Source organism: Actinocorallia aurea, from assembly GCF_054783995.1.
In genome coordinates this window covers 395,250-415,758 of sequence record NZ_BAAGPQ010000038.1, presented here as the reverse complement: position 1 = coordinate 415,758, position 20,509 = coordinate 395,250, and the positions used below count along the sequence as shown (strand labels likewise).

At 71.2% G+C, this 20,509-nt stretch carries 15 protein-coding genes and 3 tRNA genes; 14 read left to right on the top strand and 4 right to left on the bottom strand.

The annotated features are described in order from the left end of the window. The first annotated feature begins 46 nt into the window (after positions 1–46). A complete protein-coding gene (cobN, locus tag ACYVOM_RS40235) occupies positions 47–3,640 on the top strand; it encodes a cobaltochelatase subunit CobN (RefSeq protein ID WP_460308891.1) in 3,594 nt (1,197 codons plus the stop codon). A gap of 54 nt (positions 3,641–3,694) precedes the next feature. After that, entirely contained in the window at positions 3,695–4,762 is a 1,068-nt protein-coding gene (locus tag ACYVOM_RS40230) for an MBL fold metallo-hydrolase (protein ID WP_460308890.1), read from the top strand. A 10-nt stretch (positions 4,763–4,772) separates the two neighbouring features. Here ACYVOM_RS40230 and ACYVOM_RS40225 read toward each other — a convergent pair whose 3' ends face one another. The 3 genes from ACYVOM_RS40225 to ACYVOM_RS40215 all read right to left on the bottom strand — a co-directional run bounded on the left by ACYVOM_RS40225 (position 4,773) and on the right by ACYVOM_RS40215 (position 8,163). Further along, positions 4,773–6,365 (bottom strand): DHA2 family efflux MFS transporter permease subunit, encoded by a 1,593-nt coding sequence (locus ACYVOM_RS40225; RefSeq protein WP_460308889.1) that lies wholly within the window; start codon positions 6,363–6,365, stop codon positions 4,773–4,775. A gap of 37 nt (positions 6,366–6,402) precedes the next feature. Then, positions 6,403–7,029: a pyridoxamine 5'-phosphate oxidase family protein gene (locus tag ACYVOM_RS40220; RefSeq protein ID WP_460308888.1), complete on the bottom strand. Its 627-nt coding sequence runs from the start codon at positions 7,027–7,029 to the stop codon at positions 6,403–6,405. A 69-nt stretch (positions 7,030–7,098) separates the two neighbouring features. Then, entirely contained in the window at positions 7,099–8,163 is a 1,065-nt protein-coding gene (locus ACYVOM_RS40215) for an amidase family protein (protein WP_460308887.1), read from the bottom strand. A 196-nt stretch (positions 8,164–8,359) separates the two neighbouring features. Between ACYVOM_RS40215 and ACYVOM_RS40210 the strand changes: the two genes are divergently transcribed. Genes ACYVOM_RS40210 through ACYVOM_RS40195 form a run of 4 tightly spaced genes read left to right on the top strand, consistent with a single transcriptional unit; the run spans position 8,360 to position 13,058 of the window. Then, a complete protein-coding gene (locus ACYVOM_RS40210; RefSeq protein ID WP_460308886.1) occupies positions 8,360–11,083 on the top strand; it encodes an HD domain-containing protein in 2,724 nt (907 codons plus the stop codon). Beyond that, positions 11,080–11,577: a hypothetical protein gene (locus ACYVOM_RS40205; protein WP_460308885.1), complete on the top strand. Its 498-nt coding sequence runs from the start codon at positions 11,080–11,082 to the stop codon at positions 11,575–11,577. Before ACYVOM_RS40210 ends, ACYVOM_RS40205 begins: the two co-directional genes overlap by 4 nt. A gap of 2 nt (positions 11,578–11,579) precedes the next feature. After that, complete coding sequence (locus tag ACYVOM_RS40200; RefSeq protein ID WP_460308884.1) at positions 11,580–11,999, top strand: NUDIX domain-containing protein; 420 nt, start codon at positions 11,580–11,582, stop codon at positions 11,997–11,999. A gap of 30 nt (positions 12,000–12,029) precedes the next feature. Continuing rightward, positions 12,030–13,058, top strand: a complete 1,029-nt coding sequence (locus ACYVOM_RS40195) for an ADP-ribosylglycohydrolase family protein (protein WP_460308883.1) — start codon at positions 12,030–12,032, stop codon at positions 13,056–13,058. On the opposite strand, the gene ACYVOM_RS40190 is transcribed toward ACYVOM_RS40195, so the two are convergent. Next, positions 13,055–15,973 carry an AMP-binding protein gene (locus ACYVOM_RS40190; RefSeq protein ID WP_460308882.1) on the bottom strand — a complete coding sequence of 973 codons (2,919 nt, stop codon included), beginning with the start codon at positions 15,971–15,973 and terminating at the stop codon, positions 13,055–13,057. The two genes, ACYVOM_RS40195 and ACYVOM_RS40190, sit on opposite strands and share 4 nt — an antisense overlap. A 172-nt stretch (positions 15,974–16,145) precedes the next feature. On the opposite strand from ACYVOM_RS40190, the gene ACYVOM_RS40185 reads away from it, so the two are divergent. The 8 genes from ACYVOM_RS40185 to ACYVOM_RS40150 all read left to right on the top strand — a co-directional run bounded on the left by ACYVOM_RS40185 (position 16,146) and on the right by ACYVOM_RS40150 (position 20,507). Then, positions 16,146–17,129: an alpha/beta hydrolase gene (locus tag ACYVOM_RS40185; RefSeq protein ID WP_460308881.1), complete on the top strand. Its 984-nt coding sequence runs from the start codon at positions 16,146–16,148 to the stop codon at positions 17,127–17,129. Next, positions 17,126–17,983, top strand: a complete 858-nt coding sequence (locus tag ACYVOM_RS40180; protein WP_460308880.1) for a TIGR03084 family metal-binding protein — start codon at positions 17,126–17,128, stop codon at positions 17,981–17,983. The genes ACYVOM_RS40185 and ACYVOM_RS40180 overlap by 4 nt, the downstream gene beginning before the upstream one ends. 77 nt (positions 17,984–18,060) lie before the next feature. Continuing rightward, positions 18,061–18,132 (top strand) — tRNA-Gly (locus tag ACYVOM_RS40175). Between the two features lie 20 nt (positions 18,133–18,152). Continuing rightward, positions 18,153–18,226: transfer RNA gene (locus tag ACYVOM_RS40170), tRNA-Cys, on the top strand. A 3-nt stretch (positions 18,227–18,229) separates the two neighbouring features. Further along, positions 18,230–18,304: transfer RNA gene (locus tag ACYVOM_RS40165), tRNA-Val, on the top strand. A gap of 443 nt (positions 18,305–18,747) precedes the next feature. Next, a complete protein-coding gene (locus ACYVOM_RS40160) occupies positions 18,748–19,581 on the top strand; it encodes an alpha/beta hydrolase family protein (RefSeq protein ID WP_460308879.1) in 834 nt (277 codons plus the stop codon). 82 nt (positions 19,582–19,663) lie between these two features. Next, positions 19,664–20,047, top strand: a complete 384-nt coding sequence (locus ACYVOM_RS40155; protein ID WP_460308878.1) for an RNA-binding S4 domain-containing protein — start codon at positions 19,664–19,666, stop codon at positions 20,045–20,047. Between the two features lie 85 nt (positions 20,048–20,132). Further along, complete coding sequence (locus ACYVOM_RS40150; RefSeq protein ID WP_460308877.1) at positions 20,133–20,507, top strand: phage holin family protein; 375 nt, start codon at positions 20,133–20,135, stop codon at positions 20,505–20,507. Positions 20,508–20,509 lie beyond the last annotated feature (2 nt).

Below are 20,509 nucleotides of genomic sequence, written 5' to 3'. Positions count from 1 at the left end.
GACCGACCGACGACCGGGGCGCGGACCCCGAGGGAGGACCGCCGCCATGGGCGCGCCCGATATCGCGAGCGGCACGATCGTGCTGCTCTCCACGTCCGACACGGACCTGCTCAGCGCGCGCGCTTGCGGCGCCGCCTACCGACTCGGCAATCCTGCCCGCCTCACCGCCGCGGACCTGCCCGCCCTCATCGAGGACGCCTCCCTGGTGGTGGTGCGCCTGCTGGGCGGCCGCCGGGCCTGGGAGGAGGGCCTGGACGCCCTGCTCGGCGCGGGGATCCCGGTCGTGGTCCTCGGTGGTGAGCAGGCCGCCGACGCCGAGCTCATGGAGCTCTCCACGGTCCCGTCAGGGGTGGCCGCCCAGGCGCACGCCTACCTTGCGCACGGCGGCGCCGCCAACCTCGGCGAGCTGCACAGGTTCCTGTCCGACACCGTCCTGCTCACGGGCTTCGGCTTCGACGCCCCTCGGGAGACGCCCGGGTGGGGCGTCCTCGACCGTCCCGCACGCGAGGTTGACGGTCCGGTCGTCGCGGTCCTGTACTACCGGGCCCACCACACGGCCGGGAACACCGACTTCATCGAAACGCTCTGCTCGGCGCTCGAAGACAAGGGCGCAAGGCCCCTGCCCGTCTACTGCGCCTCCTTGCGCTCGGCCCCCGCCGAGCTCCTTGCCGTCCTCGCCTCCGCCGACGCCCTCGTCGTCACCGTCTTGGCCGCCGGAGGCACCCGCCCCGGAGCCGTCTCCGCGGGCGGCGACGACGAGCTGTGGGACGTGGGCGCGTTGGCCGCCCTCGACATCCCGATCCTCCAGGGCCTGTGCCTGACTTCGAGCCGCGCCGAGTGGGAGGCCAACGACGACGGCCTGTCCCCGCTCGACGCCGCCTCGCAGGTGGCGATCCCGGAGTTCGACGGGCGCATCATCACCGTCCCGTTCTCCTTCAAGGAGATCGACGAGGACGGCCTGACCGTCTACGTCGCCGACGCCGAGCGCGCCGCCCGCGTCGCGGGCATCGCGCACCGGCACGCGCTGCTCCGGCATGTGCCCGCCGCGGACAGGCGGGTGGCCCTGATGCTGTCGGCCTATCCGACCAAGCACTCGCGCATCGGCAACGCCGTCGGCCTGGACACGCCGCGCAGCGTCGTCCGCCTCCTGCGCGCGCTCGGCGAGCACGGCTACCGGATCGGCGACCTTCCCGGGGTGGCCGACCAGGACGGCGACGCGCTCATCCACGCGCTCATCGCGGCGGGCGGCCAGGATGAGAACTGGCTGACCGAGGAGGCGCTGGCCGCGAACCCCGTGCGCATCTCGGGCGCGGACTACGCGGAGTTCTTCGCCACCCTTCCCGACGATCTGCGCGCCTCCATGACCGAGCACTGGGGCGAGGCACCGGGCAGCCTGTTCGTCCACGACGGTGACATCGTCCTCGCCGCGCTCACGTCCGGCAACGTCGTGGTGATGGTGCAGCCTCCGCGCGGGTTCGGCGAGAACCCCATCGCGATCTACCACGACCCCGATCTGCCGCCCAGCCACCACTACCTGGCCGCCTACCGATGGCTCCAGGACTCCTTCGGCGCGCACGCGATCGTCCATGTGGGCAAGCACGGCAACCTGGAGTGGCTGCCCGGCAAGGGCGCGGGCCTTTCTGCGGGCTGCGGCCCCGACGCCGCCTTGGGCGACCTGCCTCTGATCTACCCCTTCCTCGTCAACGACCCAGGCGAAGGCACCCAGGCGAAGCGGCGCGCGCATGCCGTCCTGGTAGACCACCTGGTGCCTCCGATGGCACGGGCCGACGGTTACGGGGACATCGCCCGCCTGGAGCAGCTCCTGGACGAGCACGCGGGCATCGCGGCGATGGACCCGGCGAAGCTCCCGGCGATCCGGGCGCAGATCTGGACGCTCATCCAGGCCGCGAAGCTCGACCACGACCTGGGTCTGGCCGACCGCCCGCACGACGCGGAGTTCGACGACTTCCTCCTGCACGTCGACGGCTGGCTGTGCGAGATCAAGGACGTCCAGATCCGCGACGGCCTGCACGTGCTGGGCGAGGCGCCCGAGGGCGAGGCCCGCGTGAACCTCGTCCTGGCGATCCTGCGCGCCCGGCAGATGTGGGCGGGCCGGCAGTCGCTGCCGGGCCTGCGCGAGGCCCTGGGACTGGCGGAGGACGGATCGGCCGGGCGGGCCGAGACCGACGCCGCCGAGGAGACCGCCTCCCGTCTCGTGCGCGCGGCCGAGGCGGGGGGCTGGCGCGACCCCGCGGGGGCGGTCCGCGAGGTGCTGGGCCGGGAGGACGCGGCCGTGGAGGCGGTGCTGCGGTTCGCCGCCGACGAGGTGGTGCCGCGGCTGGCCCGCACGACCGACGAGATGGCCCACGTCCTGCACGCGCTGAACGGCGGCTACGTCCCGGCGGGCCCGTCCGGTTCGCCGCTGCGCGGCCTGGTGAACGTGCTGCCCACGGGCCGGAACTTCTACTCCGTCGACCCGAAGGCCGTGCCGAGCAGGCTCGCGTGGGCGACGGGGCAGGCGATGGCCGACTCGCTGCTCGACCGCTACCGGGCCGAGCACGGCGGGTGGCCGGCGAGCGTGGGCCTTTCGGTGTGGGGGACGAGCGCGATGCGGACCGCGGGCGACGACGTCGCCGAGGTCCTCGCCCTGCTGGGCGTCCGCCCCGTCTGGGACGACGCCTCCCGCCGCGTCACGGGCCTTGAAGCGATCCCCGCCGACGAGCTGGGCCGTCCCCGTGTCGATGTGACGGTAAGGATCTCCGGCTTCTTCCGGGACGCCTTCCCGCACGTGGTGGCGATGCTGGACGACGCGGTAAGGCTGGTCGCCGATCTCGACGAGCCGGACGAGGCCAATTACGTCCGCGCCCATGTCCGCCGCGACCTGGCCGAGCACGGCGACGCCCGCCGAGCGACCCTCCGCGTGTTCGGCTCCCGGCCCGGAGCCTACGGCGCAGGCCTTCTCCCCCTCATAGACAGCCGCAACTGGCGGGACGAAGGCGACCTCGCCGAGGTCTACGCCGTCTGGGGCGGCTTCGCCTACGGCCGCGGCCTGGACGGGATGCCCGCGCGCGCGGACATGGAGTCGGCCTATCGCCGTATCCAGGTGGCGGCCAAGAACGTCGACACCCGCGAGCACGACATCGCCGACTCCGACGACTACTTCCAGTACCACGGAGGCATGGTCGCCACCGTGCGCGCGCTCACCGGGCGTGCTCCGGCCGCGTACATCGGCGACAGCACCCGGCCGGAGGCGATCCGCACAAGGTCCCTCACCGAGGAGACGTCCAGGATCTTCCGCGCCCGGGTCGTCAATCCCCGCTGGCTGGCGGCGATGCGCAGGCACGGCTACAAGGGCGCGTTCGAACTGGCGGCCACAGTCGACTACCTCTTCGGCTACGACGCCACCACCGGCGTGGTGGCCGACTGGATGTACGACCAGCTCGGCAAGACCTACGTTCTGGACCCGGAGAACCGCGCCTTCCTCGACCAGGCGAACCCGTGGGCCCTGCACGGCATGGCCGAGCGTCTGCTGGAGGCGGCGTCGCGCGGAATGTGGGCCGAGCCCGACCCGGAGGTCCTCGAAGGGGTCCGCCGGGCCTACCTGGAGACCGAGGGCACCCTTGAGGGGGGCATGGAGTGACGGAATCCGGTTAAGGTCTCCGTGTGACGGATCGACTCCGAGGAGGCGTCACAGTTGAAGATCGAACTCGGTGCGGCGGCGGCCGTGGGCCTGGTCGGCCTGGCCTTCCGGGACGTGCCGCGCTCACTCGGGGCCCTGACGCCGGGCCCGCGCGTGCTGCGCTCACCGCACTACCGGGACGGGCGCTTCCACAACCTGCGCGACGAGCCGCCCGCGACCGAGCCGGTGCGGGCGGCCCGCGAGTACGCGCGGCGCGAGCAGCGGACCCCGCTCACGCCGATCCCGGTGATGACGCCGCGGTTCGGGAGCCCCGAGGCCCTGACGGTGCACTGGCTGGGCCACGGCACCTCCCTGGTCGACATCGAGGGCCGCCGGGTGCTGTTCGACCCGGTGTTCTCCAAGCGCTGCTCGCCGAGCGGCCTGGTCGGGCCCAAGCGGGTCCACCCAATGCCCGTCCCGGTGACCGGCCTGCCCCGCCTGGACGCCATCGCGATCACCCACGACCACTACGACCACCTCGACGTGGAGACGGTGCGGGCGCTGCTGCACGCCCAGGACGCCCCGTTCGTGGTGCCGCTCGGGGTGGGCGCCCATCTGGAGCGCTGGGGGGTGCCGGCCTCCCGGATCATCGAGCTCGACTGGGACGAGACCGCCGTCGTCGCGGGCCTGCGGCTCACCGCGACGGGCGCGCACCACTTCTCGGGGCGGGCCCTCAAGCGGAACCCGACGCTGTGGTGCTCCTACGTGGTGGCGGGCGCCGAGCACAAGGTCTTCTACAGCGGCGATTCCGGCTACTTCGAGGGCTATGCCGCGATCGGCGCCGCGCACGGCCCGTTCGACGTGACCCTCATCCAGGTCGGCGCCTACAGCGCGTCCTGGCCGGACATCCACATGACCCCGGAGGAGGGCGTCACCGCCCACCGCGACCTGCGCGGCGAGCTGATGATCCCGGTGCACTGGGGCACCTTCGTACTCGCCCCGCACTCCTGGAACGACCCGCCGAACCGCGTCAAGGCCGAGGCGAAGCTGCACGGGGTGCGCCTGGCGATCCCCCGGCCTGGCGAGCGGATCGACGTGTCCGCCCCACCCGAGCCGGACGGCTGGTGGGAGACCCTGGCCTGACGGGAGGCCGTCAGGACTTCTCGGCGGTGGCCGCGGGCGCCGCGCCCAGGCCCGCGACGTCCCGCACGAGCAGGCAGGCCGCGGCCCCCACGAAGATCATCAGCACGGGGAAGACCATGGTCGGCCGCACCGCCGTGACGAACGCGTCGGTGAAGACGCGAGCGGCGATCCGCTGCACCTCGGGCGGCGCGCCGGCCGGACCGGTGTGCTGCCCCGCGCCCAGCTCCAGGCCGGCCCGGGCCGCGCCCGCGAAGCTCCGCACGAACTCCTCCCGGTTGGCCTCCGGCACCTGCGCCGCGGCCGCCTTGGCGCTGCTCGCGAGCGCGTCGGCCATCCGGTTCTGGAGGATCGCGCCGGCCGTCGCGTTGCCGAGGACCGAGCCGAGCTGGCGCATCGTGTTGTTGACGCCCGCGGCGGCCCCCGCGTACACGGGCGGCACCGTGCGCATCGCCTCGGTGGACATGGGCGCGAAGACGCAGCCGATGCCGATCCCCGCGACGAGGAAGGGCCCGAGGAAGGCCGTCCACTGCGTCTGCGGTCCGATCGTCGAGATCAGCCAGGCCAGCCCGAGCCCGTAGGTGACCAGGCCGAACATGAGGATGCGCTTGCCGCCGAGCCGGTCGGACATCCGCCCGGCGAACGGGGCGATGAACATCGAGACGATCGACGACGGCGCCATCACCAGCCCCGCCTTGATCGCCGAGAACCCCAGCACCGACTGGAGGTAGATCGACATGGGCAGGAACAGTCCGATCATGCCGATCGCCACCGTCGCGCCGACGAGGCTCAGCACGCTGAAGTTCCGGTTGCGCAGCAGCGAGAACGGCACCAGCGGGCCGTTGTCCTGCCTGCTGCGCTGCTGGACGAGGAAGGCCGCGAAGAAGGCCGCCGACACCGCGAACGACGCCCAGATCCAGGCGTTCCAGTCGTAGCGCTGGCCCTCGGTGAGGCCGAAGACGAAGAAGAACAGCGCGATCGACGCCAGCGCCACGCCCGCCCAGTCGAGCGAGACCCGTGCCGTGTGCCGCACGTCCGGGATGACGGTGAACGCCAGCACCAGGACGACGACCCCGATCGGCACGTTGACGAAGAAGATCCATCGCCAGTCCAGCACCGTCACCAGGAGGCCGCCGACGGTGGGACCCGCGATCGTGGCCAGGCCCGCGACCGAACCCCAGATGCCCATGGCCGCGCCGCGCCGCTCCGCCGGGAACGTCGCGATGATCAGCGCCATGGTCTGCGGCATCAGCATGGCCGCGCCGAGGCCCTGCACGACGCGCGCGGCGATGAGCTGCCAGGCCTCCTGGGAGACGCCGCACAGCAGCGACGCGACCGTGAAGACCGCGACGCCCATGACGAACATGGGCCGCTGCCCGCGCAGGTCGCCGAGACGGCCGCAGGTGATGAGCAGCACCGCGAGGACCAGGACGTACCCGTTCACCACCCACAGGACCTCGTCGAACGACGCGTCCAGGTGGACCAGCATGTCCGGGATCGCGATGTTGACGATCGTCAGGTCGAGGAGGGTCATGAAGAACCCGAGCGAGAGCGTCAGCAGGATCGCCCAGGGGTTGCCGCGCCAGCGGCCGAGCAGCGAGGTCACAGGGGGAGACGATACGCCCCTAGCGGACCTCCCCGGATCAGTACAGGGTGACGCGGTAGGCCTCTTCGAGGTCGTCGTCGATCTCCTTGGCGGAGGCCTCGATGGCGAGCATGTCGCGCATGATCGCGCCGAAGGTCGGGACGACGTCGCGGTCGGGCCACTGCTCGGGGTGCCACAGCCCTGACCTGCGCAGAGCCTTCGCGCAGTGGAAGAAGACCTCGTCGATCTCGATGAGGATCGCGGCCTTGGGGAGCTTGCCTTCGGCGGCGAGATCGGCCATGAACGGGGCGTTGGCGACGATCCGGGCACGGCCGTTGACGCGGAGGGTCTCCTCGCGTCCGGGGATGAAGAAGAGCACACCGACCGCGGGGTTCACGATGAGGTTGCGCAGCGTGTCGTAGCGCTGGTTTCCGGGACGTTCCGGAAGCACGATCGTTCGGTCGTCGAGGACCTTCGCGAAGCCCGTCTTGTCGCCGCGCGGCGAGACGTCGGCGTTGCCCCGGCCGTCGGAGCTGGCCAGGACGCAGAAGGGGGACGCGGCGATCCAGCTCCGCGCGTGCTCCTCAAGGCTCGGCTGCACCTTCCGGAGCACCGAGTCGTGCGGTTCGCCGAGCAGACCGGTCAGCCCCGCGATGTCCGTGACGAACTCCACCCCTTCACGCACGCCAGATCCCCGTTTCCGTTTCGTTGGGCAAGACTGCGATCTTACCTACCCGGTGCACCCGGCGGCCCGTTACGCCCCCTGTTTTCCTTTTTCGCCCTGGCCGGGCGACCAGCGCGGCCACGGGATCCGCCGCTCCGCCTCGGCCGCGACCCGCAGCAGCGACTCCTCCTCCCCGTGCTGTCCGACGACCTGCAGGCCGACGGGCAGCCCCGCCGCGGTGAAACCCGCCGGAATCGAGACCGCAGGATGCCCGCTGAGGTTGAACGCCCAGGTGAGCGCCACGTTCATCCGCTCACCCGGGCCTTCGTGGCCGTGCGGCGGGAACGGCGCCGTGGGCGTCATCAGCAGATCGGCGCGCGCGAAGAAGGCGGCGAGCGCGTCGTCGTTGAGGCCGCGCACGCCGCCCGTCCCGGCGCGCAGAGCGGCCCAGGCCGCGGCGGGGTCGCGCAACCTCAGCCCGGCCTCCGAGAGGCGCAGCGGCCCGATCAGCGCCTCGGCGGCCCGGCGTGCGATCCCCGCGACCTCCGGATCGACCTCGGCGTACCCGAGCGTCGCCGACCACCCCGCGCGCAGCCCGCCCGGCGGGGCGTCGAGCCGGGTCCGGGTGCCGGCCGACACGTCATAGGCCGCCGCGGCGTCCGCGACCCGCCACGCGAGCGGCCCCGGCGCGTTCAGCCCGGCCCGGTCCCGCGCCCGGAACCGCCCGTTCGTCGGCTTCAGCCCCACGACCCCGCACCAGGCCGCCGGGATCCGCACCGACCCGGCCCCGTCGTTCCCCGTCGCGAGCGGCACCATGCCCGCCGCCACGGCCGCCGCCGACCCCGCCGACGACCCGCCCGGCACCACCTCGGGACACCACGGATTCCGCGTCACCCCGCGCCCCGTCAGCCCCCACGTCTGCCACGAGGCCCCCGGCCCCGGCACCGCCGTCTCCCCCACGACCGCGCACCCCGCCGCGACCATCGCCCGCCCCTGCTCCGACCCTGCCCCCTCCCCCTTCTTGACGCCCAGGGGCACCCCGCCCAAGACGCCGTCCCCATTGCCTCCGGCCCCCACGAACACCACCTCGAAGGCCCTCACCAAGGAGTCCCTCTCCTCGATCACCTCCAACGCCGCCGCCACGACCTCCCCCACCGAAACCACCCTCCGCCGCACAAGCCCCGCGATCTCGAGCGCGCTCAACCCGACATACTCCCGACCCTCCATGAACGCCCCTTTACGTCTGTCCGCCTTCAGCCGGGATTCTCTTTCACCACGCGGAACCCGCGACAAAGCGGGAGCATCACACTTTCGGGAACCGATCACCGCGCGGCACGCGCCTGGAGGGCCAGTGGAGCACGAGCAGACCTACCTCTGGAGGCACGCTCTCGCCCCGCGCCCCGGCGACCCCGACCACGCCGCCCGGGAGAAGCTTCGCGTCGCCTACGAGCAGATGCGCGCGGTCGCCCGCCCCCTCGCCGAGTCGATCGGCGCTTCCCTGCCGATGTTCACCGACCACGGCCTCGCCCACGCCGAGGCCCTGTGGGACATCGGCTCCCTGATCTGCGGCGACTCCGTCGAGTTCAACCCCGCCGAGGCCTTCGTCCTGGGCTGCGCCTTCCTCCTCCACGACCTCGGCATGGCCCTCGCGTCGTACCCGAAGGGCGAGGAGGACCTGACGGCCGACCCTCGCTTCGCGGATCTGAAGGCCGAGGCCGCCGCCGGGATCCGCGCAGCTGACCAGTCCGCCGACGACAGGCACGTTGACGACTCGGCCCGCAAGGACGCGATCGCGGAACTGCTCAGGCTCCGCCACGCCGAACAGGCTGAGACCGTCGTCCGGGAACCGTTCCTCAGTCCGGACGGCGAGAACATCTACCTGCTTCAGGATCCGGAGCTTCGCCGGTTCTTCGGTTCGCTCATCGGACGGATCGCGCACAGCCACTGGTGGCCGGTCTCCCGCCTCTCTGAGGAATTCCCCCGGCAGTTGGGAGCATGCCCATCCCTGCCCGGGACTTGGGAGGTCGACCAACTCAAGATCGCGTGCCTGCTGCGCCTCGCCGACGCCGCACACATCGACGAACGCCGTGCCCCGCTCTATCTGCACGCCTTCCGCAGGCCTACCGGAGTGTCCGCCGAACACTGGACGTTTCAGTCCAGGCTGGCCCGGCCGCGAGTCGACGACGACAGGATGATGTTCACCTCGCCCTCTTCCTTCAGCCGGGAGGAGGCGGGAGCCTGGTGGCTCGCCTTCGAGACGATCCAGCTCATCAACGCCGAGTTCCGCCAAGTGGATGCGCTCCTCGCCGACCTGCGCAGGCCCAGGTTCACCCTACGTTCGGTGGCCGGGGCCGAGTCTCCTGAACGGCTGGCGCAGTACATCCCATGCGACCGCTGGAGCCCGATCGACGCCAGCCTGCGTGTATCCGACGCCGTCCAGGTGATCGCCAAGATCGGCGGAAACGACATGTACGGACATCGGCCCGACGTGGCACTCCGCGAGCTCATCGCCAACGCCTCAGACGCCACCCAGATGCTCGCCGCATACGAGGGCGATCATCACGCGAAGCCCGTCACGATCACGTTGGAGCAACACGACGGAGACTGGTGGCTGGAAGTCCACGACCGGGGCATCGGCATGTCGGCGGAGAAAATGGTCTCCGCCCTTACCGACTTCGGCCAGTCCCACTGGCGCTCTGGCGCCACCGCCCGCGAGTACCCAGGACTGCGTGAAAGCGGTTTCCGTCCCACCGGCCGGTTCGGCATCGGCTTCTTCGCCAGCTTCATGGCTGCCGACGAGGTTCATGTCTCCAGTCGCGTCCACGAAGAGGCGTCCAGTTCCACTCACGTCCTGGAGTTCCGCAACGGAGTCCGCGGCCGCCCGCTTCTGCGTAAAGCCTCGCCACTCGAACGCCTCCGAGAATCGGGCACGAAAGTACGCCTGAAACTACGCGAAGATCCGCGCAGCACGAAAGGACTATTTCGAACCGGCAGCACCTTGCGCACGCACAACGAGCGCCTACACGCGCTTATCACGAAAATGTGTGCGCTCGCAGACGTGGACATTGCCGTCCAAGGTCCCGACGATCCCAGCCCAGAAATCATCATTCACGGCCATGACTGGGAACACCTTTCCGCCGAGGACCTGTTCCGCAGACTGTACTGGACGGGAACCGAGTCCTATGTGCAGCGGTCCGTGTACGAGCGCTACTCAAAACTCTTTGCCACACACGAAACCCGAGTCCATGACGATGAGGGAAGATTGATCGGCCGAGTAATGCTGGCGCCCAGGAGAGGCCTCAGCATAATATGGGACTACGGCTACCAAGAAGCACGGCTCCACGTTGGAGGCCTTCACGCCAGCGAATTCGAGCACGCGACCGGAGCATTCGTCGGAGAGCCCACTACAGCCGCCAGGTTTACTGCTTTCCCCGCGTGCCCAATCGAGACCATCCAGAAATGGGTTGGCGCCCAGATTGCGAATGAAATCGACAAGGGCTGGGCCAACACCACGGAGCTATGGAACATCGCCTATGCCGCCGCGGGCTTCGGTGTGACCTCCGAGTTCCTGCCCTGCGCGCTCACAGGCGAGAGGCTCCTCGATATCGCCGCCTTCCGCGCAGCCGCGGACGAAGTTGACAAAATATCACTGATAGGCCGGGGTGGGATGTGGGCCTTCAGCCAAGGAAATAGATTCAGGTTCTTCGGCTACGACGGTGGTGAAGTTTCCCTCCCACATGACTTCTTTATCGCTGACCTTTATCCTCTATGGCACTTCCCCGAGGAGATCCTCCCACGCCCGATCTACGAGCCCCTCGCCGAAAAGGTGCGCCCATCTCCCAACTTCGAGCCCTTCACCTGGTGGTGCGAGCGCGCTCACTATGGACCGATCGGGCTGCTGGTCAGGACGATCGCCGAAGCGTGGGACACCGACCTGGCGAAGCTTCTCGAAACCGTGGAGGTATTCGACCAGAATACCGAAGCAGATGACCGACTCACGCTCGAGACTTCTGACGGCGACATAGTCAGGCTAGAAGCACTCAGGTTTCATCGACCCAAGGAGAACCTCTCGTGAGCGCACAGGTCCCCCAGCAGGCGCAGGCCCTTCCCGGGGGTCCGGACACGGCGCAGCTGCTGGCCGTGGAGAGGTACAAGTACATTCTTCAGCAGATTCATGCGTTGAATGAGAATGTGTACAAGTTCCTCGCCATTTATCAGACGCTCGCGACGGCGATCGTGGGGGCGGGGATCTCGGTCTTTCTCGGGCATGACAAGTGGGGGGTGGGGCCCGAGGTGGCGCGGGGGGCGCTGAAGGGGCTGCTGTGGCTGGAGACGTTCGTGGCGGGGTTCACGATGCTGCTCGTGGTGATCGGGGTGCTGTCGTGGCTGGATTACCGGCGGGAGGAGTGCGAGCTGCTGGACGAGCTGGTCAGGCCGGGGTTCCGGAAGCCGCCGCGGATCGCCGCCGCGTATCGGTGGTACGAGACGTATGTCGTGCTGTTCATCGGGGGGTCTACGGTCTTCCTGTGGGTCTACACGGTGAGTCTGCTGCTTCCGGCGATCAAGTGAGCGTGGCCGGGGTCGACTATGTGGGGTTCGGGGTCGGCGGGATGGTGTTCGACGGGGACGGGCGGGTGTTCCTCGCGAAGCGGGGGGCCGGGGCGCGCAACGAGGCCGGGACGTGGGAGTTCCCCGGCGGCGGCCTCGAGTTCGGGGAGCGGATGGGCGACGCCGTCGTCAGGGAGTTCGCCGAGGAGTACGGGATGCGGGTCGAGACGACGGGGCTGCTCGGGGTGTTCGACCACATCCTTCCCGAGGAGGGGCAGCACTGGGTTTCTGCGACGTTCCTGGGGATTCATACCGGCGGCGTGCCGGAGATCCGGGAGCCGGAGAAGTGCACCGAGATCGGATGGTTCGCCCTCGACGCGCTTCCCGAGCCGCTTTCCCGGATCACCCGGGAGAACGTCGTCGCCTACCGCGCGGCACGCTGACTACGATCACCCACTATGACCGGCGGGATCATGACTTATCAGGATCAGGTACTCGGCTCGATCGTCGCGGGGGCCGTCGGGGACGCGCTCGGGGCCGGCGTCGAGTTCCAGTCGCTCGACGCGATCCGACGGGCGCACGGGCAGGCCGGGGTCACCGGCCCGCTGCCCTGCTACGGCGTGGACGGCGCGGCCGTCACCGACGACACCCAGATGACCCTGTTCACGCTCGAAGGCCTCCTTCGGGCGGGAGACGGCAAGGTCGAGGAGTCGGTGCACAAGGCGCATCGGCGCTGGCTCGCCACGCAGCGACTGCCCGGGCCCCGGCGCGGACGGGTGGAGCTGGCGCACGCGGGGGAGGTCGACCTCGACGGGGGGCTCGCCGACGAGGCCTGGCTGTACGCGCAGAGGGCGCCCGGGAACGCCTGCCTGTCCGGGCTTTCCACGCCGGTCAGGGGCACGCCGCAGCGCCCGGCGAATCCCGGGTCGAAGGGGTGCGGGGCGGTGATGCGGTCGGCGCCGTTCGGGCTGGTCCAGGCATGGAATCCGGCGACGGCGTTCGCGTTCGCCGCCGAGTGCGGCGCCCAGACGCACGGGCACCCTACGGGCTATGTGGCGGCGGGCGCTTTTGCCGCGATCGTCCGGTACCTGCTCGACGGGGAGGGCGTGGCCCGTGCCGTCGGGCGCACACTCGATCTCGTCGAGGGCATCGACCACGGCGGCGAGACCCGCGCGGCGCTGGTCCGGGCGGTGGCGGCGGCCTCGCACGGCGCGCCGTCGGCCGAGCGGCTGGAGTCGCTCGGCGAAGGGTGGGTCGCCGAGGAGGCGCTCGCCATGTCGGTCTACTGCGCGCTGGCGCACGAGGACGACCTTCCGGCGGCCCTGCTCCTCGCCGTCAACCACTCGGGCGACAGCGACTCGACGGGCGCGATCACCGGGAACCTGCTCGGCCTGCGCCACGGGACTTCCGCGCTGCCGGAAGCCTGGCTCAGCGCGCTGGAGGGCCGCCCGACCATCGACGGTGTCGCGCGGGCGTTCGCGACCCGTTTCGCGTCCGCCTAACGCGCCCTGAGGCTCTCGCGGGCCGCGTCGGTGAGGGGGCGGTACTCGCCGGAGGTGTCCCGGTAGTAGGCGATGCCGCCGTCCTCGTCGGGGACGCCTTCGGCGCGGAACCGGCCGGTGAGCAGCCTCGCGTAAGGGTTGGTGTCGATCTCGTCGACGATCCTGATGAGGTCGGGGCCCGATTCGGGGAACGCCGCGGTGAAGTCGGCGGGGGCGACGGGCGCGCGCAGGGTGACGGCGGCGGCGAGGAGGTCGTGCCGTCCGGCGGGGATGCCGTAGGCGACGGCGAGGTCGACGCCGGGGACGTCGCCGATCCTGTCGCGGACGATGCCGCACGGGACGGGCCCCGCGGCGGTGCGGGCCACCTCGCCCGTCCGGCCGATCATCCAGTGGTCGCCGTCGGCGTCGCGCTGGAAGAGGTCGCCGGTGACGATCCACGAGTCGCCGGGCGCGAACACGCCGCGCAGCGGATCGGGGGCGGAATCTCCCTCGGCCAGGAGGATGCCCGTCTCGCCCGGGCGGCATTCCGCGGCGAACCCGTCGGGGCCGGGGACGAGGGCATCGGTTTCCAGGTCGTAGCGGGCGATCCGGACGGGCGCGCTGCCCGGGAGCGGACGGCCCACCGCGCCGGGCTTCTTGCCCGTCAGATTCACCATGATCGCGTCACCGGACGTCGCCGCGTAGAACTCCAGGACGCGCGCGGGCGCGAGGCGGGTCTCCAGCCGCCGCCACAGGCCGCGCGGCATCCCCGAGCCGATGAACAGCCTGACGGAGTGGTGCCGCTCCCCCGGATGCGGCGGCGCCTCGATGAGGCCGTGCAGGAGCGTCCAGGTGTAGGACGCGACGGTGACGCCGTAGCGGCGGGCCTCGTCCCAGAACGTCGCGGGGTCGTAGCCGCTGGCCAGCGCGATCCGGGCGCCGCCGGCGATCGCGCCGCCGAGGCTCATCAGCAGCGTCGAAGGGTGCGAGATCGGCGCGAGGCTGTAGACGGTGTCGGCCGGCGACAACGCGGCCGAGGAGGCGGTGCCGAACGCCGACAGCGCCCACCTGCGGTTGGTGACCCGGGTGGCCTTCGTGGCCCTGCCCTCGCCGCTGAACAGGATGAAGGCGAGGTCGCCGGCCCGTCCCGGGTTGGGCCGGTACCAGCCGGGGACCTCGACGAGTTCGGTCTCCAGTTTGTCTAGGTCGGCCGCGATCTCGGTGTCGTCGAGACCGCGTTCGGTCCCGCCGAGCAGGAACACCTCGGCCTTCTCGACGAACAGGGCGTGCTCGGGGTCGGCGACGACCCGCCGCACCTGGCCGAGTTCCATCTCCCGCGCGAGGTCGCCGCCGGGCCGCAGCATCACCGCGACCGCGCCGAGCCTGCTCAGCGCCGCGACCAGCGCCAGCGCGCTGGGCCGGTTGGCCATGAGCACGCCGACGTGCTCGCCCTGCCGGACGCCGAGCGACAGCAGGCCGCGCACGACCGCGTCGATCCGGCGTTCGGCCGCGATCCGGGTGTGCGCCCGGTCCTCGTACAGGAACAGCACCTCGTCCGGGCGTTTGCGGGCCTGCTCGTCCAGCAGGAGGCCGAACGACATGCGGGTGTCGTGCTCGATCCGCTCCAGCCTGCGCAGTCGCGGCAGCAGCTCGGCCGCCTCCTCGCCGAGCCCGACGAGCGCGTGCACCGCCGTCGCGACGGTTCCGGCCGCCGACCTGACGGCGCCCGTGCCGACCTGCACGGCGAGCTCGAAGCCGTAGCCGATCCTGCCGCGCATGCCCTGTTCCTCATCGCGGACGGGACCGACCTCCTGCGGGATCATGCCCTCGCCCGAGCGCCAGTGCACCCACGAGGCGACGACGGGCCAGGTCGTGCCCGCCGCGTGCGACCCCGCGACGAGCCCGAAGTGGCCGGTCCGCTGCGTCGACTCGTACACCTCGGCGCGCGGCGCGGCCCGGACGATCCCGCGGACCATCGCGGTCGGCGCGATCTCGTCGACCTCGCCGACGAACGCGAGGACGGGGCAGGTGATGTCGGCGAGGGAGCTGAGCCGGTCGCCGATGACGAAGCCGCCGCGCAGCATCCGGTTGTGCGCCACGAACTGGCGCAGGAACTCCGCGAGCGCCGGGCCCGGCCAGGCGACCCAGCCTTCGCCCTGCATGAAGCGGCGCTGCCGCTCGCGCGGCGCGAGGATCTCGCGGTCGTGCAGTTGGAGCAGGAACTCCAGCCGGCCCCGCACCGACTTGGTGGGGCTGAGGACCTGGAAGCCGACACGCGTCACCCAGCCGGGGATCGACAGGTCGGGGATGTGGCCGAGCAGGTCGACGAACGGCTGGCGCGGCACCCAGTCCGGGACGCCGAACGGGTTCGCGGCGTCGAGGTCGGCCGGGCTGCCGAAGGTGATCAGGGACTCGATGCCCTGGCTGCGGCGGTAGGCGGCCGTCTGGTAGGCGAACATGCCGCCTTGGGAGTAGCCGCCGAGGTGGACGTCGCGGCCGGTGATCTCGTGGATCCGGTCGATCGCGTCGCTGACGGCCAGGACGTGGTCGCTGATGTCGCGCTTCAGGCCGCCCGGTTCGTCCTCGGGGTGGCCGAAGTCGACGACCCACGGATCGATGCCCAGGTCGTGCAGGACGCCGACCGCGCTCGCGGTGGGGGCGATGTCGTAGATCTCGGCGGTGAGCATCAGCGGCGGCACGAGCAGCACCACGGGCCGGTCGCCCATCGCCTCGGGGAAGTACCGGCGCAGGCGGTACACGCGCTGCTCGGCGACGATCTCGTGTGGGGACGCCTGCTCGTCGGTGCGCAGACCCCCGAATCTGGCGACCTCCAGCACGTTCTGCGCGGTGGCGGTCAGGCCGCGGGCCAGCCGCGTGCCGAAACGGGCGAGGTCCTTGGGCGCCGGTGCCTTGAACAGGGACGTCACATCGGCCATCGTGGTCCGTCCACCCCGTCCGGGTCAACGGCCCCGGTCCGCCCGGCGCGCCAGCCCTCCCGCTCCCTCCGTCACCGCGGCCCCGTGCGGTAAGCAGTTATTTACCTCACATCCGTCTAGGCAGCATCAGACCGACATGCGAGCATCGGCCTACCCGCGCCGAGGAGAGGCCATGGATCGCGTGACGCTGCTGATCGAACGGCACGCGCAGGCCAGCCTGCGCGCCCGGGCCGTCAACGCCGGGGCACGGGCGGTCTCCACGCGGCTGCTCGCCCGGGTGCCCGCCGGGCCCATCGACTTCAGGCGCGCGGCGGCCATCGACAGGCTCGCCGGGAAGGTCCCGCCGCCCCGCGGCACCCACGTCGAGCGCATCCGGCTCGACGGGTTCGGGGCCGAATGGGTGCACGGCAGAGGCGTCGGGCGCGACAGGTCGAAGGCGATCCTGTACTTCCACGGGGGCGGCTGGATCGCCTGCGGGCTCAACACGCACCGGCGTATGATCGCCCGCCTTTCGGAGGCCGCGGGGATCCCCGCTCTGTCCGTCGACTACCGGATGCTGCCCGAGGTCACCTTCGCCGAAGAGGCCCTCGACTGCCTGTCCGCCTACACGTATCTCCTGGAACAGGGCGTCGCACCGGAGAACGTCGTCTTCTCCGGCGACTCCGCGGGCGGCTACATGACGTTCGCGACGGCGCTGCTGGCACGCGAGGCGGGACTGCCGCTGCCCGCCGCGCTCATCGCGCTGTCCCCCATGCTCGACATGGACCTCACCGCCAAGGCCGCGCACCCCGCCGCCTCGCTCGACGCGTTCAGCGTCATGCCGCTCCTCGACGTCTTCATCACCGAGATCCTCGGCGGCCTCGACCCCCACGACCCCACCGTCTCCCCCATCAACGCCGACCTCGCCGGGCTGCCCCCGTCCTACATCTGCTGCAGCTCCAGCGAAGTGCTCGTCAGCGACGCCGAGGTGATGGCGCGGCGACTCGCCGACGCGGGCGTGCCGGCGACGCTCCAGACGTGGGCGGGGCAGCTGCACGTCTTCCCCATGTTCGGCGGGCTCCTCCCGGAGTCCAAGGCCGCCATCGCCACCTACGGCGGCTGGGTGCGCGAGGCGCTCGCCCAGGCCGCCCACGCCGAGGAGGAGGCCGCCTCGTGAACCAGATCTTCGACGACCTGCGCGCCGAATACGCCGCGCTCGACGCGCTCGTCAGCGGCCTCAGCGCCGAGCAGTGGGCGCTGCCGACGCCCGCGCCCGGCTGGACGATCGGCCACCAGATCGCCCACCTCGCCTGGACCGACCGGCAGGCCCTCCTGTCGGCCACCGACCCCGACGCGTTCACGGCCCAGTGGCAGGCGCCCCGGCCGAGCCGGGATCTGCAAGAGCCCGCCGCCGGGCCCACGGACACTGACTCGCCGCGCTCCTCCTCGCCGGACCTCCTCGAACAAGGGGCGGACCCGGCCCGGTACCTTCCGGGCACACCGCTGGAGGCGTGGCGCGACGCCCGTCGGGCGGCGGTCGACGCGCTGCGCGACGTGCCGCCCGGCGAGCGCATCCCCTGGTTCGGGCCGCCGATGGCCGCACCCAGCATGGCCACCGCGCGGCTCATGGAGACCTGGGCGCACGGCCTCGACATCGCCGACGCCCTCGGCCTCAGCCCCGAGCCGACGCACCGGCTGAAGCACGTCGCGCACATCGCCGTCCGCGCCCGCGACTACGCCTTCGCGGTCCGCCGGCTCCCCGCACCCGCCGAACCCTTCCACGTCGTGCTCACCGGACCGTCCGGCGAGCAGTGGACGTGGGGGCCGAGCACGGCGGCCCAGCGCGTCACCGGGCCCGCGCTCGACTTCTGCCTCCTCGCCGTCCGGCGCCGCCACCGCGACGACGTCACCGTCCGCGCCTCCGGGCCCGACGCGTCCCGCTGGCTCGACATCGTCCAGGCCTACGCCGGACCGCCCGGCCCGGGACGCGCGCCGCTCGGCACCGCCCCGGCGCATTCGAGTACGCACTAGGTCCAGAAGTCCTGTAGGGTTATCCATGTCGCCAGGGGGAACCGGCCGGAAACGGAACGGAAACCCAGGGCAGGCGCGCGGAAGTGGCTCAGTGGTAGAGCATCACCTTGCCAAGGTGAGGGTCGCGGGTTCGAATCCCGTCTTCCGCTCGGAGAGGCCATCGCCTCGCGGTGGAGTGGCCGAGAGGCGAGGCAACGGCCTGCAAAGCCGTGTACACGGGTTCAAATCCCGTCTCCACCTCCACCCGGACGATTAGCTCAGCGGGAGAGCGCTTCCCTGACACGGAAGAGGTCACTGGTTCAATCCCAGTATCGTCCACCAGTCGGCTTCGGCTGTTCGCCCCCGGTTTTCCACTCCCGGGGGTTTTCGGCTTTCCGGGCCCCTTTCCCCACCTGGGCCCACTCCCCTCCCCGTCGCCCTGACGCTTCCGCCCCGCCCTGTGCAAGGCCTCTGCGGACCCCCACGCGCCTTCCCCTCCTTCTCACGCTTGCGCTGAACCTCCACCAGGCTTGCGCCGCACCCTGAAAAGCCCGCCCCGCGGCCGGCGGCACCATGCCCGATCCACCCGGCGCCCGCCGACGTTGCGCGGCGGCGGACGGCCGTGGTCGTCGGGGGGCGGGGCGGGTGTCCTGGTCGGGGTGGAGCGGTCCTTTGGCGGGGGGAGGGAGGCCGGTGGTTTCGCGGATGGCAGGGGGGTGGAGGGAGCGGAGCATCGGCGGGAGAGGCGTTCCCGGAAGGAGGGGCGTCGAGGTGAGGAGGGTTCCGTGGGTGTGGTGAGGACGGTTCTGAGGGCGATCCTGGTGCTGGGGGTGCTCGTCGCGGCGCACCTGCCGGGGGCGCCGGCTCTGGCCGCGGCCGGAGGTTCGGGGCCCTATCCGGCGGACTACGAGACGACGCTGCGGCTTCCGGGGCACACCGTGTACCGGCCGGTGAACCTGCCGACGGGGATCAGGCTGCCGATCGTCGTCTGGGGGAACGGGGCCTGCCGCGCCGACGGGACCTGGTTCGAGAACATCCTCAAGGAGTTCGCGTCGCACGGGTTCCTGGTGATCGCAGGCGGGCGGCCCGGCGGGTTCGGGACGACCGACGCGGACATGCTCATCGACGCGATCGACTGGGCCGTCGCGGAGAACACCAGGCTCGGGAGCAGATACCGCGGCCGGATCGACACCGCCAAGATCGCGGTGATGGGCCAGTCGTGCGGAGGGCTGGAAGCCTACGAGGCCTCCGCCGACCCCCGCGTGACGACCACCGGCGTCTTCAACAGCGGAATGCTCGACGACGCCGACAACCACCGACTCGCCCGCCTGCACGGGCCCGTCGTCTACCTCGTCGGCGGCCCCGACGACATCGCCTACCCCAACGCCCTCGACGACTGGGCGCGGCTGCCCGCCGGGCTGCCCGCCTTCATGGGCAACCTCGACGTCGGCCACCTGGCCACTTACGCGGAACCGAACGGCGGTGAGTTCGGCCGTGTCGGCTCGGCCTGGCTGAAGTGGCAGCTGAAGGGCGACGCCGCAGCCCGGTCCCTGTTCGTCGGCGCGAACTGCGGCCTGTGCGGCACCGCCTGGGACGTGCTCCAGAAGAACCTGTCCTAGCGCGCTGGACGAAGGCCGTCTCCCCTGGGAGGCGGCCTTCGTCGGTTGGTCGACGGGCCGGGGGCCTGGCTAGGGTGGAGGTATGGGAAGTGCGGACGGGACGGTTCGGGTCGACAGCTGGATCTGGGCCGTGCGGATGGTGAAGACGCGGTCGGCGGCGGGCGAGGCGTGCAAGGGCGGGCATGTGCGGGTGAACGGGGCGCGGGCCAAGCCGGCGCAGGCGGTGAAGGTCGGCGACGAGGTCCGGGTCCGGATCGAGGGGCGGGAGCGGATCCTGGTGGTCGCCCGGCTTATCAGCAAGAGGGTGGGGGCGCCCGTCGCGGCCGAGTGCTACGAGGACAAGTCGCCGCCTCCGCCGCCGCGGGAGATGACGGGGCCCGTCGGGATCAGGGACCGGGGCACCGGGAGGCCGTCGAAGCGGGAGCGGCGGAGCATCGAGAAGCTCTTCGGGCGCACCACCGGCTGAGGCGAAGGCACCCGGGCCCACCCCGCGTTAGCTTCCGATCACCTCGGGTAATGATGAGGTGATCACGAGCTTTCGGGGGGCCCGGGTGAATTTTCTGATCCGTCTCGTCATCAACGCGGTGGCGCTGCTCGTGGCGACGTGGATCGTCAGTGGCGTCGACCTCACCGGGCACGACACGGCCTCGCAGGTGTGGACGCTCGCCGTCGTGGCGCTGATCTTCGGCCTGATCAACACGTTCCTCAAGCCGATCATCAAGGTGCTCGGCTGCGTCTTCTACATTCTGACGCTCGGCCTGTTCGCGCTCGTCGTCAACGCGTGCCTGCTCATGCTCACCGGCTGGATCGCCGAGAAGTTCCACCTGCCGTTCCACGTGTCCGGGTTCTGGCCGGCGTTCTGGGCGGCGATCATCATCAGCCTCGTGAGCTGGCTGCTCAGCCTCTTCGTAGACACCGACGAGTGACA